The sequence below is a fragment of the Streptomyces sp. NPDC020731 genome (assembly GCF_044334705.1).
GTDB lineage: Bacteria > Actinomycetota > Actinomycetes > Streptomycetales > Streptomycetaceae > Streptomyces.
This window is the reverse complement of sequence record NZ_JBIRTN010000010.1, coordinates 168,865-184,948: the sequence shown is the minus strand read 5'-3', so window position 1 is coordinate 184,948 and position 16,084 is coordinate 168,865. Positions and strand designations below refer to the sequence as shown.

Here is a 16,084-nt window from a genome sequence, read left to right as displayed (position 1 = left end):
CAACGGGGAGGTCCTAGCGCTCGACCTCGCCCTGGATGAACTTCTCGACGTTCACGCGGGCCTCGTCGTCGAAGTACTGCACCGGCGGGGACTTCATGAAGTACGAGGACGCCGAGAGGATCGGGCCGCCGATGCCCCGGTCCTTGGCGATCTTCGCGGCGCGCAGGGCGTCGATGATGACACCGGCGGAGTTCGGGGAGTCCCAGACCTCGAGCTTGTACTCCAGGTTCAGCGGGACGTCACCGAACGCGCGGCCCTCCAGGCGGACGTAGGCCCACTTGCGGTCGTCCAGCCAGGCCACGTAGTCGGACGGGCCGATGTGGACGTTCTTCTCGCCGAGGTCCCGGTCGGGGATCTGGGAGGTGACGGCCTGCGTCTTGGAGATCTTCTTGGACTCGAGGCGGTCACGCTCGAGCATGTTCTTGAAGTCCATGTTGCCGCCGACGTTCAGCTGCATCGTGCGGTCCAGGACGACGCCGCGGTCCTCGAACAGCTTCGCCATGACGCGGTGCGTGATGGTGGCGCCGACCTGGGACTTGATGTCGTCACCGACGATCGGGACGCCCGCCTCGGTGAACTTGTCCGCCCACTCCTTGGTGCCGGCGATGAAGACCGGGAGGGCGTTGACGAAGGCGACCTTGGCGTCGATGGCGCACTGGGCGTAGAACTTCGCCGCGTCCTCGGAGCCGACGGGCAGGTAGCAGACGAGGACGTCGACCTGCTTGTCCTTGAGGATCTGGACGATGTCGACCGGAGCCTCGGCGGACTCCTCGATGGTCTCCCGGTAGTACTTGCCGAGACCGTCGAGGGTGTGGCCGCGCTGGACCTGGACGCCGCTGTTCGGCACGTCGCAGATCTTGATGGTGTTGTTCTCGGAGGCGCCGATGGCGTCCGCGAGGTCCAGGCCGACCTTCTTGGCGTCCACGTCGAAGGCGGCGACGAACTCGATGTCACGGACGTGGTAGTCGCCGAACTGGACGTGCATCAGGCCCGGGACCTTGGACGCCGGGTCGGCGTCCTTGTAGTACTCGACGCCCTGCACCAGCGATGCGGCGCAGTTGCCCACGCCGACGATGGCTACGCGAACCGAACCCATTCCGGTTGCTCCCTGTGTGTACGAGTGAGGCCCTTCAACGGGTCTCACGTGGCGGTGTCGTCGGGCGTATCCGGCCGGGGGTCGTCCCCGGTCCGGGGCAGGCCGCCCGTCGCTCCAGATGTGGTGTCCTGCTGAGCGGGCCCCCCGGTGGCGGATCCCTTCAGGTCCCGCCCTGCCCGCTCGCTCTCGATGAGCTCGTTCAGCCAGCGCACTTCGCGCTCCACGGACTCCATTCCGTGGCGCTGGAGCTCGAGCGTGTAGTCGTCGAGGCGCTCCCGGGTCCGGGCCAGGGAGACGCGCATCTTCTCGAGGCGCTCCTCCAGCCGGCTGCGGCGGCCCTCGAGCACGCGCATGCGTACGTCGCGCGACGTCTGCCCGAAGAAGGCGAACCGTGCGGCGAAGGTCTCGTCCTCGTACGCGTCCGGCCCCGTCTGCGAGAGCAGCTGCTCGAAGTGCTCCTTACCCTCCGCCGTCAACCGGTAGACGATCTTGGCGCGGCGCCCCGCGAGCGGAGCGGCGAGGGCGTCCTCGCTGGTGTTCCCCGGTTCCTCGATCAACCAGCCGTTGGCCAGCAGCGTCTTGAGGCAGGGGTAGAGCGTCCCGTAGCTGAACGCACGGAACACACCCAGTGACGTATTGAGTCGTTTGCGCAGCTCGTAGCCGTGCATCGGAGATTCGCGGAGCAGGCCGAGTACGGCGAACTCGAGTATCCCGGAACGCCGGCTCATCGTCGCCTCCTCCCCTGCCGCGGTCATGCCGTGACGGTCTCGTGTGCGGCACTTCGCCGCCCTTATGCCGAGCTGATGTATCGACTCGATACATCACGACGATAGAACGGCCTTCCGGATGCGACAAGGGGGAAAAAAGTGAACGGGATCACATCACCGGTTCATGGTGAGCAAGTTGCCTGATTTGAGGTGAACTTCTGTGCTCAGCGGGTTTTGACGGTGCGTAGTCTGTGCGCCATGCACACCACCGGGAACCGAGTGACGCCCGGGGACGTCTTGGTCCCCGGTGCAGTACGGGTGAATGCGCGAAGCGCCGCATCCGTACTTCGGGGGGACCGGAAACCAGCCGCCGTTTCCAGGCGCGCAAGGGTGCGCCTGCCCGAGGAGTAGTCGTTCGATGAGCGAGCACCGTCGCAAACCGCCGCAGCCGCAGGGAGGCGGACGTGCCGCGGCCCGACGCGGCCAGTCCGGCTCGTCCTCCGGCCGCCGCGCGGCACCGCGAGGCGCCACCGGGTCTCCGTCCGATTCCTATGGGTCGGGCTCGGGGGATGAGGAACGCACGTACGGCAGCCGCGCCGAGGCGCGGCGTGCGACACAGAGGGGCGGGGGCCGCCGTGCCGGTGCCGCCGGTCCCGGTCGGGGCGGGGGGCGTGCGGCCCCCCCCGGAAAGAAGCGGATCATCGACTATCCGCGCTACGACAAGGACGGCTGGCACCGCTGGACGCCGTCCTGGAAGCTCGTGTCCGGGCTGTGCCTCGCGTTCTTCGGCAGCCTGGTCGCCGTGGCGGGGATCGGGTACGCCATGGTGAGCGTGCCCAGCGAGGAGAACGCCGCGGCGTTGTCCGAGAACAACGTCTACTACTGGGCCGACGGGGCACAGATGGTCGCCACCGGCAGCGGCCAGAACCGGCAGAACGTCACGATCGACCGCATTCCCGAGGCCATGCAGTGGGCGGTGATCTCGGCCGAGAACAAGAGCTTCTACGACGACTCGGGAATCGACCCCATGGGTATCGCCCGGGCGCTCGGCAACATGGCCACGGGTGGTGACACCCAGGGTGGCTCGACGATCACCCAGCAGTTCGTGAAGAACACCTACCTGAGCCAGGACCAGACGGTCTCCCGGAAGTTCAAGGAGATGTTCATCTCGATCAAGGTGGGCACGAAGCTCACCAAGCGCGAGATCCTCCAGGGGTACCTGAACACCTCGTACTACGGGCGCGGCGCCTACGGCATCCAGGCCGCCGCCCAGACCTATTACGGCAAGGACGCGGTCAAGCTCACGCCCAGCGAGTGCGCCTTCCTCGCCGCTCTGCTCAAGGGTCCGACGTACTACGACCCCGCGGGCAACCAGAACCTCGACCCCTCCGCCACTGAGAGCGCGAACCGTGAGCGTTCCGAGGATCGCTGGGGTTGGATCCTCGAGCAGATGCACGGCGACGATCACCTCTCGGACGCCGAGTACCAGGAGGCGACCAAGGAGTACCCCATGCCCCAGGGCCGCAAGGCGACCAAGGGCATGACCGGGCAGGTCAGCTATCTCGTCGACACGGCGAAGCGCTACGTGCTGAAGAACTCCGACATCACGGAGGCGCAGTTCGACCAGGGTGGCTACCAGATCTACACGACCTTCGAGAAGGACAAGGTCGACGCGCTGGCCAAGGCCGTGAAGAAGGTCGAGAAGGAGAAGATCGACCCGAAGAAGCGCGATGAGGACAATCACGTCCAGTTCGGCGCGGCGTCGGTGAAGCCCAACGACGGTGCGATCGTCGCGCTCTACGGCGGTGCCGGCTTCGAGAACGGCCACTTCAACAACAACGCGGACACCTCGGGTGTCCCCGTCGGTTCGACGTGGAAGCCGTTCGTGCTGGCCGCCGCGATGCAGCACGGCACGTACAAGACCAATGGCGAGGGTGTCTCACCGCTCAGCAAGTACAACGGCGACGACCACCTGAAGATCAGGAACAACGACGGCTCCTACGTCCTCAAGAAGGACAACACGCCCTTCTTCCAGGAGAACGAGAGCAACCACCCGTGGGGTTACATCACCCTGCGCAAGGCGATGGAGCAGTCCGTCAACACGCCCTTCGTGCAGCTCGGCATGGACGTGGGGATGAAGAACGTGGCGGATCTCGCCGAGAAGTCCGGCATCCTCGAGGACAGCTTCGCCGGACTGAACGCGTCGTTCGCCCTGGGTACGTCGACCCCCAGCGCGATCCGCATGGCCGACGCCTACGCGACCTTCGCGGCGTCCGGCAAGCAGGCCGACCCGTATTCGGTGACCGCCGTCAAGCACAAGGGATCGGAGCTCCCCGGTTTCGAGAAGCCGCGGGTCAAGCTGGCGATGCCCGAGAACGTGGCCAACAACGTCACCGACACCCTCGAGAACGTGATCGAGAACGGTACCGGTTACCACGCGCAGAAGCTGGGGCGTGCGGCCGCCGGCAAGACGGGTACGACGGACGAGAACAAGTCCGCCTGGTGGGTCGGCTACACCCAGCAGCTGTCGACCTCGATCGCGATGTTCCGCGAGGACCCCAAGAACCACAAACTGCTCTCCATGAACGGCACGGCGGGTGAGGACTCCATCCACGGTGGTGACGTTCCCACGCAGATCTGGACCGAGTACATGAAGGCCGCGCTGAAGGGCGAGGACGACCCCGGATTCCCCGAGGCCGAGAAGATCGGTGAGATCGCGGACGGGATCGGAGCGCCGTCGCCGACTCCGACCGTCACCGAGACGGAGGAGGCGGAAGAGGAGACCCCGTCGGCGCCTCCGTCGCCCACGCAGACCGAGACCACGCCGACACCGACGGACACCGCCACGTGCGGGCCCTTCGACTTCAACTGCGAGGACGAAGAGGAAACGGGCGGCACGGATACGGGTGGCACGGACAACGGTGGCACGGACGGAGGGGCGACCGGTTCGCCGGATCCCACGACCAGCAGTGACACCGGAAACAGCAGAGGCAACGGCAACGGAAGCGATGGCGGTCTCTTCGGAGGCCCGGCCGGTTAGTCGGCCTATCGCCCGGCTTGGGTGTTTCACGTGAAACATGGGCCGCCGTACCTCCGGGTACGGCGGCCCTCGGCGTATTCCCAGTCATGTACGGCAGGATGTGCGGCATGCCCAGTGGAGAATCGACGCAAGCGAGCGTCCACGAGCCGGAGCCGGTGCGGCCGACCGCGGAGGACCGGGTCGCCGCGGCCGGCAGCGAGCTGATCGGCGGTCCGCTCGGGCGGCGCGCTCTGACCGGGACCTCCTGGTGGTCCCCGGTGCGGGTGATCGCACTCGTGGCGATCGGCATGTTCACCCTCGGCCTGGTGCAGAAGGCACCCTGCTACAACGGCGCCTGGTTCTTCGGTGCCAGCTCCCAGTACACGCACGCGTGCTACTCGGACATCCCGCACCTCTACCAGGGGCGCGGTTTCGCCGACGGGCTGGTGCCGTACTTCGATCAGCTCCCCGGGGACATGCAGTACCTCGAGTACCCGGTGCTGACCGGCTTGTTCATGGAGGTCACCGCCTGGCTCACCCCCGGCAGCGGCAGCATCCAGGACCAGGAGCAGTGGTACTGGATGGTCAACGCCGGGATGCTCATGGCGTGCGCGGCCGTCATCGTCGTCTGCGTGACCCGTACGCACGCGAGGCGGCCCTGGGACGGCCTGCTGGTCGCGCTGGCACCGGCTTTGGCGCTGACCGCGACCATCAACTGGGACCTGCTGGCGGTCGCTCTGACGGCCGCCGCGATGCTGATGTGGTCGCGGGGACGCTCCCTCGCCTTCGGCGTCCTCCTCGGGCTCGCCACGGCCGCCAAGTTCTATCCCGTGCTGTTGCTCGGGCCGCTGCTGGTGCTGTGCTGGCGCGCGGGACGGTGGCGGGAGTACGGCACGGCCCTCGGCGGCACGGCCGTCGCCTGGCTCGTCGTGAACGGGCCCGTGATGCTCTTCGCCTTCGACGGCTGGTCGAAGTTCTACTCGTTCAGCCGGGAGCGACCCGTCGACTTCGGCTCCTTCTGGCTGATCCTGGCGCAGAACTCGGACGACCCGCTGAGCACCGACACGGTCAACACGCTCGCCATGGTGCTGGTGCTGCTGTGCTGCGTGGGCGTCGCTGCACTCGCGCTCACGGCTCCCCGCCGGCCGCGCTTCGCCCAGCTCGCCTTCCTGATCGTCGCGGCGTTCATCCTCACCAACAAGGTCTACTCGCCGCAGTACGTCCTGTGGCTGGTGCCGCTGGCGGCCCTGGCCCGGCCGAAGTGGCGGGACTTCCTCGTCTGGCAGGCCTGCGAGGTGGCGTACTTCCTGGGCATCTGGATGTACCTCGCCTACACGACCAGCGGTGACGCCCACAAGGGACTGCCCACCGACGGCTACCACTGGGCGATCGGCGTGCATCTGCTGGGGACGCTCTACCTGTGTGCCATGGTCCTGCGCGACATCCTGATGCCGGAGCGGGACCCGGTGCGCCGGTCCGGTGACGACGACCCCTCGGGCGGGGTGCTGGACGGGGCGGAGGACGTGTTCGTGCTCGGCCCCGCGGCTCGCCCGGCGCGACACGCGGCCCACTTCGAGGGGCCCCCGGTCGAATGGGGCAGAACGGAAGCCACCAGCGGTTCGCTCTGAGCGAACCGCCCGGAGGGTGACGTCCGCCCAGGGCACAGGAAAGGCCGTACACGGGAGAACCGTGTACGGCCTTCTCGCTCTCAGCGGTCGAGGAGCCGGTCGAACTGCGTGGTGGTGTGCCGGAGATGGGCCACCAGTTCCTCGCCCACCTGCGGTTCCGGCGCGTCCGCGGGCACGAACAGGATCGACACCTGCATGTGCGGCGGCTCGGCGAACCAGCGCTGCTTGCCGCCCCAGACGAACGGCGAAAGGTTCCGGTTGACCGTGGCGAGGCCGGCGCGGGCGACGCCCTTGGCACGCGGCATGACCCCGTGCAGGGCCTTGGGGGCCTCCAGGCCCACCCCGTGCGACGTACCGCCCGCCACGACCACCAGATAACCGTCGGAGGCGGCCTTCTGCTGCCGGTAGCCGAACCGGTCCCCCTTGGCGACGCGCGTGACGTCCAGGACCGCGCCCCGGTACTCGGTGGCCTCGTGGTCCCCCAGCCAGAGCCGGGTGCCGATCCGGGCGCGGAAGCGGGTCTGCGGGAACTGCTGCTGCAGCCGGGCGAGGTCGTCGGCCTTGAGATGGCTCACGAACATCGTGTGCAGCGGGAGACGGGCCGCCCGCAGGCGGTCCATCCAGCCGATGACCTCCTCGACGGCGTCCGAGCCGTCGGTGCGGTCCAGCGGCAGGTGGATGGCGAAGCCCTCCAGCCGGACGTTCTCTATCGCGGAGTGCAGCTGAGGCAGGTCCTGCTCACTGATGCCGTGCCGCTTCATCGAGGACATCACCTCGATGACCACCCGGGCGCCCACCAGTCCGTACACGCCGTCGATGGACGACACCGAGCGGATGACCCGGTCGGGCAGCGGCACCGGCTCCTCGCCGCGCCGGTACGGCGTCAGCACCAGCAGGTCACCGCCGAACCAGTCCTTGATCCGGGCGGCCTCGTACGTCGTGCCGACCGCGAGGACGTCCGAGCCCAGTCGGGTGGCCTCCTCGGCCAGCCGTTCGTGGCCGAAGCCGTAGCCGTTGCCCTTGCAGACCGGGACCAGCCCCGGGAACTGCTCCTGCACGTGCTTGTGATGCGCCCGCCAGCGCGCGGTGTCGACGTAGAGCGTGAGCGCCATGGCCGGACCTGGAACCTTTCTCGTGGCTGCGGTGTATCAGAGGTGGGGGAACGAATGGAGCCGTCGGAGCGGCGAAACGGAGGTCAGCGGCGCGACATGTAGATGTCGAGCGCCTTGTGGAGCAGCTTGTTCAGCGGGAAGTCCCACTCGCCGAGGTACTCGGCGGCCTGACCGCCGGTGCCGACCTTGAACTGGATCAGACCGAAGAGGTGGTCGGTCTCGTCCAGTGAGTCGGAGATGCCGCGCAGGTCGTAGACGGTCGCGCCGAGCGCGTAGGCGTCGCGCAGCATCCGCCATTGCATCGCGTTCGAGGGCCGGACCTCACGGCCGATGTTGTCGGAGGCGCCGTAGGAGTACCAGACGTGCCCGCCGACGATCAGCATCGTCGCCGCGGAGAGGTTCACGCCGTTGTGCCGGGCGAAATACAGCCGCATGCGGTTGGGGTCCTCGGTGTTGAGGGCCGACCACATGCGCTGGAAGTACGACAGCGGGCGGGGCCGGAAGTGGTCGCGCACGGCCGTGATCTCGTACAGCCGCTGCCACTCGGGCAGATCGTTGTAACCGCCCTGGACGACCTCGACACCGGCCTTCTCCGCCTTCTTGATGTTGCGGCGCCACAGCTGGTTGAAGTTCTTGTGGACATCTTCCAGGGCGCGGTTGGCCAGCGGCACCTGGTAGACGTAGCGGGGCTGGACGTCCCCGAAGCCGGCGCCGCCGTCCTCACCCTGCTGCCAGCCCATGCGGCGCAGCTTGTCGGCGACCTCGAAGGCGCGGGGCTCGATGAAATCGGCCTCCAGGTCGCGCAGGCGCTTCACGTCCTGGTCCTGGATGCCCTTCTTGATGGTCGGGGCCTCCCAGCGCCGGATGATCACCGGCGGGCCCATCTTCACCGAGAACGCGCCCTGCTGCTTCAGATGGGCGAGCATCGGCTCGATCCACTCCTGAAGATTCGGCGCGAACCAGTTGATGACCGGACCCTCGGGCAGATAGGCGAGGTAACGCTTGATCTTGGGCAGCTGCCGATAGAGGACGAGACCGGCACCGACCAGTTCACCGGTCCGGTCGTCGAACCAGCCGAGGCTCTCCGAGCGCCATTCCGCCTTGACATCAGCCCAGGCCGGGACCTGCATGTGACTCGCCGACGGCAGGCTCTGGATGTAGGCCAGATGCTGCTCTCGGCTGATGGTCCTCAGGGTCAGGCTCATTCGGGGCGCTCCTCGGGCTGGTGTGTCCCCATGGGTTCAGGGGCTCCGGCTCTCGCGCGAAGCCTACTGCGCCTCGGGGGCGCCCCGGTTGGGCGCACGGGACCTCCGCCCCGGCCCGTCGCCGGCCGGGGCGTTCGACGATGTTCGAAAGAAGGGTGTCCGACGTCAGTCGAAGAGGCCGCCGAAGAGGCCCCCGTGCGCCATGCCCAGGAAGAACCCGACCGCCGCGGCACCGAGGCCCAGGACGAGGCCGAAGCGCTCGCGGGTCGTCACCGAGATCCACTGGCCGTACGCGCCGGTGAGGATCCCCACCAGGCCGGTCCAGGAGCTGAGCAGGTGCAGATGGTGGAACATCGCCGTGATGAAGGACGTGAGGCCCAGCACCAGGGTCACCGCCAGCAGGGCGTGCTGGAGCGGATGGGGCTTGCCGTCCGTGGCGAAAAGGCCTCCGGCGGTGTTGGGTCGCAATGCCTGTGCCATGGGGCACCTCCTGCGAAAGGCGGCGGATCGTAGCGCCGTACACACCCGATGTGTACAGATTGACTGTCCCCACGGCCGGATTTCAACCGGAAGCCGCTGTGCGGGTACTCTGTAGCGTCTGCACCGGTGTCTGTCCGGACAGAGCCAGGCAAAGGCAGGGCAGGACCACGGTCCGTCCCGGCCGGTCTGGGAGATCGCCGCCCGACCTCGATTGTCAGTGGCGGCTGTTTTACTGACAGGCATCGTTGCGCAACGCATCACGACCCTCCTGCCACGGAACGACCGTGGCCGCTGAGTCCAAAGGAGGTGGGTTCCACATGCGTCACTACGAGGTGATGGTCATCCTCGACCCCGATCTCGAGGAGCGTGCTGTCTCCCCGCTGATCGAGAACTTCCTTTCTGTCGTCCGTGACGGCGGCGGAAAGGTCGAGAAGGTCGACACCTGGGGCCGTCGTCGTCTCTCGTACGAGATCAAGAAGAAGCCCGAGGGCATCTACTCGGTCATCGACCTGCAGGCCGAGCCTGCGGTCGTCAAGGAGCTCGACCGCCAGATGAACCTGAACGAGTCGGTCCTCCGGACCAAGGTCCTCCGTCCCGAGACCCACTGAGCTCTTCCGCTCAGCTGATCCCGGGATCCGAGTAGCAGCACCAGCAGCCAGCAGCAAACCCGCCGAGAGGTTCCCCATGGCAGGCGAGACCGTCATCACGGTCGTCGGCAATCTTGTCGACGACCCCGAGCTGCGCTTCACCCCGTCCGGTGCGGCCGTCGCGAAGTTCCGCGTCGCGTCGACTCCCCGCACCTTCGACCGTCAGACGAACGAGTGGAAGGACGGCGAGAGCCTGTTCCTGACCTGCTCGGTCTGGCGCCAGGCGGCGGAGAACGTCGCCGAGTCGCTCCAGCGAGGCATGCGCGTCATTGTGCAGGGCCGGCTGAAGCAGCGGTCCTACGAGGACCGTGAGGGCGTCAAGCGCACGGTCTACGAGCTGGACGTCGAGGAAGTCGGCGCCAGCCTGCGCAGCGCCACGGCCAAGGTCACCAAGACCACCGGCCGCGGTGGCCAGGGCGGCTATGGCGGCGGCGGTGGCGGCGGCCAGGGTGGCGGCGGCTGGGGCGGCGGCCCCGGCGGTGGCCAGCAGGGCGGCGGTGCTCCCGCCGACGACCCGTGGGCGACCGGTGCTCCCGCCGGTGGCCAGCAGGGTGGTGGTGGCGGCGGCTGGGGCGGTGGCTCCGGCAGCGGCGGCAACGGCGGCAGCGGCAGCGGCGGCGGCTACTCGGACGAGCCCCCCTTCTAGGCGGGCCGTACCCACACTTCTTGATCACACAGGAGAGACATCATGGCGAAGCCGCCTGTGCGCAAGCCTAAGAAGAAGGTCTGCGCATTCTGCAAGGACAAGGTCACGTACGTGGACTACAAGGACACGAACATGCTGCGGAAGTTCATTTCCGACCGCGGCAAGATCCGTGCCCGCCGCGTGACCGGCAACTGCACGCAGCACCAGCGTGACGTCGCCACGGCCATCAAGAACAGCCGTGAGGTGGCGCTGCTGCCCTACACCTCCACCGCGCGATAAGGGAAGGGTGACCGACTCATGAAGATCATCCTCACCCATGAGGTCTCCGGCCTCGGTGCCGCGGGCGACGTCGTCGACGTCAAGGACGGTTACGCTCGCAACTACCTGGTTCCGCGGAAGCTCGCGATCCGCTGGACCAAGGGCGGCGAGAAGGACGTCGAGCAGATCCGTCGTGCTCGCAAGATCCACGAGATTCAGACCATCGAGCAGGCCAACCAGGTGAAGGCCCAGCTCGAGGGCGTCAAGGTCCGCCTGGCCGTCCGCTCCGGCGACGCCGGTCGTCTCTTCGGTTCCGTCACCCCGGCCGACATCGCTTCGGCGATCAAGGCCGCCGGTGGTCCCGAGGTCGACAAGCGCCGTATCGAACTGGGCTCGCCGATCAAGACGCTGGGCGCCCATGAGACGTCCGTGCGTCTGCACCCCGAGGTGGCCGCCAAGGTCAGCCTCGAGGTCGTCGCCGGCTGAATGCCGCGCTCGCTGAAGCAGTGAGCATGGGGGCCGCACCCTTCGGGGTGCGGCCCCCATCGCCGTGTTTCACGTGAAACGGTCAGCGGGCGGCGCCCGTGACGATCCAGCGGCCGGAGCGGGTACGGAACCACAGGGTCACCATGCGCACGGTCATCATGAGCGTCATCGTGGCCCACAGCGCGGTGAGCCCGCCTCCGAGCGCGGGAACCAGCAGGGCGGCGGGAGTGAACACGGCGAGGGTCAGCAGCATCGCCCACGCCAGGTACGGTCCGTCGCCCGCGCCCATCAGGACCCCGTCCAGGACGAAGACGATGCCACAGATCGGCTGGGACAGCGCCACCAGTACCAGGGCGGGCAGTGCCGTGTCCGTGACCGTGGCGTCACTGGTGAACAGGGGCAGGAACACCGGCCGGGCGAGCACCACCAGTACGCCGAGGACGACACCGACGGCGATCCCCCACTCGACCATGCGGCGGCATGCCTCACGAGCACCCTGGGTGTCGCCGGCCCCCAGACAACGCCCGATGATGGCCTGCCCGGCGATGGCGATGGCGTCCAGGGCGAAGGCGAGCAGGCTCCACAGGGAGAGGATGATCTGGTGGGCCGCGATGTCGGAGTCGCCGAGACGGGCGGCGACGGCTGTCGCGATCATCAGGATCGCCCGGAGCGAGAGGGTCCGGACCAGCAGGGGAACGCCCGCCTGGGCGGACGCCCTGATCCCGGCGACGTCCGGGCGCAGCGACGCCCCGTGCCTGCGCGCCCCGCGCAGTACCACGGTCAGATAGACCGCGGCCATGCCGCACTGCGCGATAACGGTGCCCCAGGCGGAGCCCGCGATGCCGAAGCCGGCGCCATAGACCAGTGCGACATTGAGTACACCGTTGGCGACGAAGCCGGCGATGGCGACGTAGAGCGGTGTCCTGGTGTTCTGCAGTCCGCGGAGGACACCGGTCGCGGCGAGCACGACCAGCATGGCCGGTATGCCGAGTGTGGAGATCCGCAGATAGGTGGTCGCGTAGGGGGCCGCTGTGTCGGAGGCGCCGAAGAGGTTCACGAGGGCGGGTGCCGTGGGCAGGACGACGGCCATGACGGTGGCGCCGAGGAGCAGCGCCAGCCAGATTCCGTCCATGCCCTGGCGGATGGCCGACGGGAGGTCGTCGGCTCCGACGCGTCGGGCGACGGCGGCCGTGGTGGCGTAGGCCAGGAAGACGAAGACGCTCACGGCGGTCATCAGAAGGGCCGAGGCGACGCCGAGACCGGCGAGCTGCGCCGTGCCCAGGTGGCCGACGATGGCGCTGTCCGCCATGACGAAGAGCGGCTCGGCGACGAGGGCGCCGAAGGCGGGGACTGCCAGCATGACGATCTCGCGGTCATGCCGTCGTCGAGCGGCTCCGGGCCGCGCGGGGGCCTGTGTCATGTGCACCAATCTAATCGTCCACAGGTAAGAGATGCAAAGCCTTGGAGACCCTTACTTTGTGGCTCTGGGTGTGGGCTTGCGTACACCACATGAAGCGATCTTGATCCGACTGGGCAACTTTTTCTTCTGCACAGCCAGTGGATGATGAAATTGCAGGTCACAGCCTTGTTGATGGTAAAGGTGCGGGCTTGTTCACAGGGCTGTCCACCGGCTCGTGCACAGGTTTTGCGGAGTTCTCCACAACATTGGGCCAGTCGTCCACAGGGCCTGTGGATAACCAGATTGGCTGACGGTGCCGACGGGCCTACGGTGGTCCGGCGCTCGCTCCGTCCACCGGTTTCAGAAACACCACAAATCCGGCGTGCGACAACTGGAGTTGGGCCTCTTATTTGTCAGTGCCGTGCCGTAGAACAGAGAGGCACGGCGAGGTCCGTTCCGGCGGACGGGAGGAGGTGGCTCGGTGAGCATTTCCGAGCCCTTGGACGACCCGTGGGCCGAGAGCGGACCCAGTGATCGTCTGCCCGCCTCCCGCCGCCGTGAGGACCGGGGCAGGGGCCGCGACGAGCAGCACGACCGCGGCCGGGACAGCGGAGTGTGGGACGGCGGAGGCTCCGCGTTCGAAAGGGTGCCGCCGCAGGACCTCGAGGCCGAGCAGTCCGTGCTGGGCGGCATGCTGCTGTCCAAGGACGCCATCGCCGACGTCGTCGAGATCCTCAAGGGCCACGACTTCTACAAGCCGGCCCACGAGACCATCTACACGGCCGTCCTCGACATCTACGCCAAGGGGGAGCCGGCCGACCCCATCACCATCGCCGCGGAGCTGACCAAGCGCGGTGAGATCAACAAGGTCGGCGGGGCCTCGTATCTGCACACCCTCGTCCAGACGGTCCCCACGGCGGCCAACGCGGCCTACTACGCGGAGATCGTGCACGAGCGCGCCGTGCTGCGCCGCCTGGTCGAGGCCGGCACGCGCATCACGCAGATGGGATACGCGGGCGACGACGACGTCGACGAGATCGTCAACCGCGCGCAGGCGGAGATCTACGCGGTCACCGAGCAGCGCACCAGCGAGGACTACCTGCCGCTCGGCGACATCATGGAGGGCGCGCTCGACGAGATCGAGGCGATCGGATCGCGCAGCGGTGAGATGACCGGGGTGCCCACCGGGTTCACCGACTTCGACTCGCTCACCAACGGCCTGCACCCGGGTCAGATGATCGTCATCGCCGCGCGTCCCGCGATGGGCAAGTCGACGCTCGCCCTGGACTTCGCGCGGGCCGCGTCCATCAAGAACAACCTGCCGAGTGTCATCTTCTCGCTCGAGATGGGGCGCAACGAGATCGCGATGCGCCTGCTGTCCGCCGAGGCCCGGGTCGCCCTGCACCACATGCGCTCCGGCACGATGACCGACGAGGACTGGACACGCCTGGCACGCCGGATGCCGGACGTCTCGGCGGCACCGCTCTACATCGACGACTCCCCCAACCTGTCGATGATGGAGATCCGCGCCAAGTGCCGTCGCCTCAAGCAGCGCAACGACATCCGACTGGTCGTCATCGACTACCTCCAGCTGATGCAGTCCGGTGGTTCCAAACGCGCCGAGAGCCGTCAGCAAGAGGTCTCGGACATGTCCCGTAACCTCAAGCTGCTCGCCAAGGAGCTGGAGGTCCCGGTGATCGCGCTCTCCCAGCTCAACCGTGGCCCCGAGCAGCGCACGGACAAGAAGCCGATGGTCTCCGACCTGCGTGAGTCCGGCTCCATCGAGCAGGACGCCGACATGGTCATCCTGCTGCACCGCGAGGACGCCTACGAGAAGGAGTCCCCACGCGCGGGTGAGGCGGACCTGATCGTGGCGAAGCACCGAAACGGTCCGACGGCCACGATCACGGTCGCCTTCCAGGGGCACTACTCGCGCTTCGTGGACATGGCGCAGATCTGATCCGTTCCTGCTGAACTGAGGGCATGACGACACCTCATCAGGAAGAACTGCTGCCCGGTACGCGGCGGGCGTTGCTGCACAGGATCGCCGTAGCCCAGAGCGAAGGACGCGCGCCGTCGCTCGTCGCGGCCGTGGTGCGGGGCGGGACGACCGTGTGGACGGGGGCGCGGACCTCGGTGGAAGGACACGCTCCGGACGAGCACGTGCAGTACCGGATCGGTTCGATCACCAAGACCTTCACGGCCGTTCTGGTGCTTCGGCTGCGCGACGAGGGAGCGCTCGATCTCGCCGACCCGCTGGAGAAGCACCTGCCGGGTACGGGTGTGGGCGAGGTGACCGTCGCCGAACTGCTCGCACACAGCGCCGGGCTGGCCGCCGAGACGCCCGGGCCCTGGTGGGAGCGGACCCCCGGATCCCTGCGCCCCGGTCTCGCCGACGTGCTGGGCGAGCGGCCCCTGGTGCACCCCGTCGGCCGGCGGTTCCACTACTCGAATCCCGGATACGCGTTGCTCGGCGCCCTGGTCGAGAAGCTGCGCGGTGCCCCGTGGGAGGAGGTGCTTCGGCGCGAAGTGCTCGTGCCTCTGGGCCTGCGTCGCACGACTGCGCGCGCGGAAGCGCCGTACGCGGGTGGCTGGGCGGTGCATCCGTGGGCCGATGTGATGCTGCCCGAGCCGCCGGAGGATCTCGGGGTGATGGCGCCGGCAGGGCAACTGTGGTCCACCGCAGATGACTTGGCGCGCTTCGCGGCCTTCCTGGCCGAAGGTGACGAACAGGTGCTGAGCGCGGAGTCGTTGCGGGAGATGAGGACGCCGGCCGCACCGGTCGAGGCGGCGGACGTGGCGAGCGGTTACGCGTACTGCCTGGGCCTGGAGATCCGTCACCAGCACGGACGTGCTCTCGTCGGGCACACGGGTTCACTGCCGGGCTTCCTCGCCTGCCTCACGATCGGCGTGGCGGACGACGTGAGCGCGGTGGTCCTGACCAACTGCACGTCCGGGTCGGCGCCGTTCGCGGTCGCCGCCGACCTCGTCCGGATCGTCGCCGAGGCGGAACCACGTATCCCGGCTCCCTGGCAGCCGCTGCGAGAGGCAGACCCGGCGGCACTGGAGCTGGTGGGGCAGTGGTACTGGGGGACGTCCGCGTTCGCGCTCCGGCTCTCGGCCGACGGTCTCGTCTCGCTGGAGCCGTTGTCCGGCAACGGCCGGCGCTCGCGTTTCCGCCCGACGGAGGACGGTACCTGGGCGGGCCTGGAGGGCTACTACGCCGGAGAACTCCTGAAGCCCGTACGGCGGCCGGACGGGTCGCTGAGCCATCTCGACCTGGGCTCGTTCGTGTTCACGCGTCAGCCGTACGACCAGGGTGCTCCGGTGCCGGGCGGAGTGGACCCGGAAGGCTGGCGGGGTATCGGCTAGGGGGTGTCGTTTGGATCAGGCCGGCTTCA

The 16,084-nt window shown here is 67.9% G+C and carries 14 protein-coding genes; 8 read left to right on the top strand and 6 right to left on the bottom strand.

What is annotated here, in order from left to right; genetic code table 11:
- Positions 1-13: 13 nt before the first annotated feature.
- Positions 14-1,096, bottom strand: a complete 1,083-nt coding sequence (locus ACH4VX_RS17800) for an inositol-3-phosphate synthase (protein ID WP_398368316.1) — start codon at positions 1,094-1,096, stop codon at positions 14-16.
- Positions 1,097-1,140: 44 nt separating this feature from the next.
- On the bottom strand, positions 1,141-1,824 hold the full coding sequence (locus tag ACH4VX_RS17795) for a helix-turn-helix transcriptional regulator (RefSeq protein ID WP_398368429.1): 684 nt from the start codon (positions 1,822-1,824) through the stop codon (positions 1,141-1,143).
- Positions 1,825-2,221: 397 nt separating this feature from the next.
- Between ACH4VX_RS17795 and ACH4VX_RS17790 the strand changes: the two genes are divergently transcribed.
- Both ACH4VX_RS17790 and ACH4VX_RS17785 read left to right on the top strand, forming a co-directional pair.
- Positions 2,222-4,843, top strand: a complete 2,622-nt coding sequence (locus tag ACH4VX_RS17790) for a transglycosylase domain-containing protein (protein ID WP_398368315.1) — start codon at positions 2,222-2,224, stop codon at positions 4,841-4,843.
- 98 nt (positions 4,844-4,941) lie between these two features.
- Positions 4,942-6,450 (top strand): glycosyltransferase family 87 protein, encoded by a 1,509-nt coding sequence (locus tag ACH4VX_RS17785; RefSeq protein ID WP_398368428.1) that lies wholly within the window; start codon positions 4,942-4,944, stop codon positions 6,448-6,450.
- An 80-nt stretch (positions 6,451-6,530) separates the two neighbouring features.
- Here the strand turns inward: ACH4VX_RS17785 and ACH4VX_RS17780 are convergent, their stop codons facing one another.
- The 3 genes from ACH4VX_RS17780 to ACH4VX_RS17770 form a co-directional block, all read right to left on the bottom strand.
- Positions 6,531-7,562 carry an alanine racemase gene (locus tag ACH4VX_RS17780; RefSeq protein ID WP_398368314.1) on the bottom strand — a complete coding sequence of 344 codons (1,032 nt, stop codon included), beginning with the start codon at positions 7,560-7,562 and terminating at the stop codon, positions 6,531-6,533.
- Positions 7,563-7,645: 83 nt separating this feature from the next.
- On the bottom strand, positions 7,646-8,767 hold the full coding sequence (gene femX / locus ACH4VX_RS17775) for a peptidoglycan bridge formation glycyltransferase FemX (protein WP_398368313.1): 1,122 nt from the start codon (positions 8,765-8,767) through the stop codon (positions 7,646-7,648).
- 165 nt (positions 8,768-8,932) lie between these two features.
- The gene (locus ACH4VX_RS17770; RefSeq protein WP_398368312.1) at positions 8,933-9,247 is read right to left on the bottom strand and encodes a hypothetical protein; all 315 of its coding nucleotides are present in this window, start codon (positions 9,245-9,247) and stop codon (positions 8,933-8,935) included.
- A gap of 317 nt (positions 9,248-9,564) precedes the next feature.
- On the opposite strand from ACH4VX_RS17770, the gene rpsF reads away from it, so the two are divergent.
- The 4 genes from rpsF to rplI all read left to right on the top strand — a co-directional run bounded on the left by rpsF (position 9,565) and on the right by rplI (position 11,284).
- Positions 9,565-9,855: a 30S ribosomal protein S6 gene (rpsF, locus tag ACH4VX_RS17765; RefSeq protein ID WP_004985983.1), complete on the top strand. Its 291-nt coding sequence runs from the start codon at positions 9,565-9,567 to the stop codon at positions 9,853-9,855.
- A gap of 76 nt (positions 9,856-9,931) precedes the next feature.
- Positions 9,932-10,540 (top strand): single-stranded DNA-binding protein, encoded by a 609-nt coding sequence (locus ACH4VX_RS17760; protein ID WP_398368311.1) that lies wholly within the window; start codon positions 9,932-9,934, stop codon positions 10,538-10,540.
- Positions 10,541-10,582: 42 nt separating this feature from the next.
- Positions 10,583-10,819: a 30S ribosomal protein S18 gene (rpsR, locus tag ACH4VX_RS17755; protein ID WP_398368310.1), complete on the top strand. Its 237-nt coding sequence runs from the start codon at positions 10,583-10,585 to the stop codon at positions 10,817-10,819.
- 18 nt (positions 10,820-10,837) lie between these two features.
- Positions 10,838-11,284 (top strand): 50S ribosomal protein L9, encoded by a 447-nt coding sequence (gene rplI / locus ACH4VX_RS17750; RefSeq protein WP_398368309.1) that lies wholly within the window; start codon positions 10,838-10,840, stop codon positions 11,282-11,284.
- 82 nt (positions 11,285-11,366) lie between these two features.
- Here the strand turns inward: rplI and ACH4VX_RS17745 are convergent, their stop codons facing one another.
- Positions 11,367-12,704 carry an MATE family efflux transporter gene (locus ACH4VX_RS17745; protein WP_398368308.1) on the bottom strand — a complete coding sequence of 446 codons (1,338 nt, stop codon included), beginning with the start codon at positions 12,702-12,704 and terminating at the stop codon, positions 11,367-11,369.
- A 460-nt stretch (positions 12,705-13,164) separates the two neighbouring features.
- Between ACH4VX_RS17745 and dnaB the strand changes: the two genes are divergently transcribed.
- On the top strand, positions 13,165-14,643 hold the full coding sequence (gene dnaB / locus ACH4VX_RS17740) for a replicative DNA helicase (protein ID WP_398368307.1): 1,479 nt from the start codon (positions 13,165-13,167) through the stop codon (positions 14,641-14,643).
- A gap of 23 nt (positions 14,644-14,666) precedes the next feature.
- A complete protein-coding gene (locus tag ACH4VX_RS17735; RefSeq protein WP_398368306.1) occupies positions 14,667-16,055 on the top strand; it encodes a serine hydrolase domain-containing protein in 1,389 nt (462 codons plus the stop codon).
- Positions 16,056-16,084: the final 29 nt, after the last annotated feature.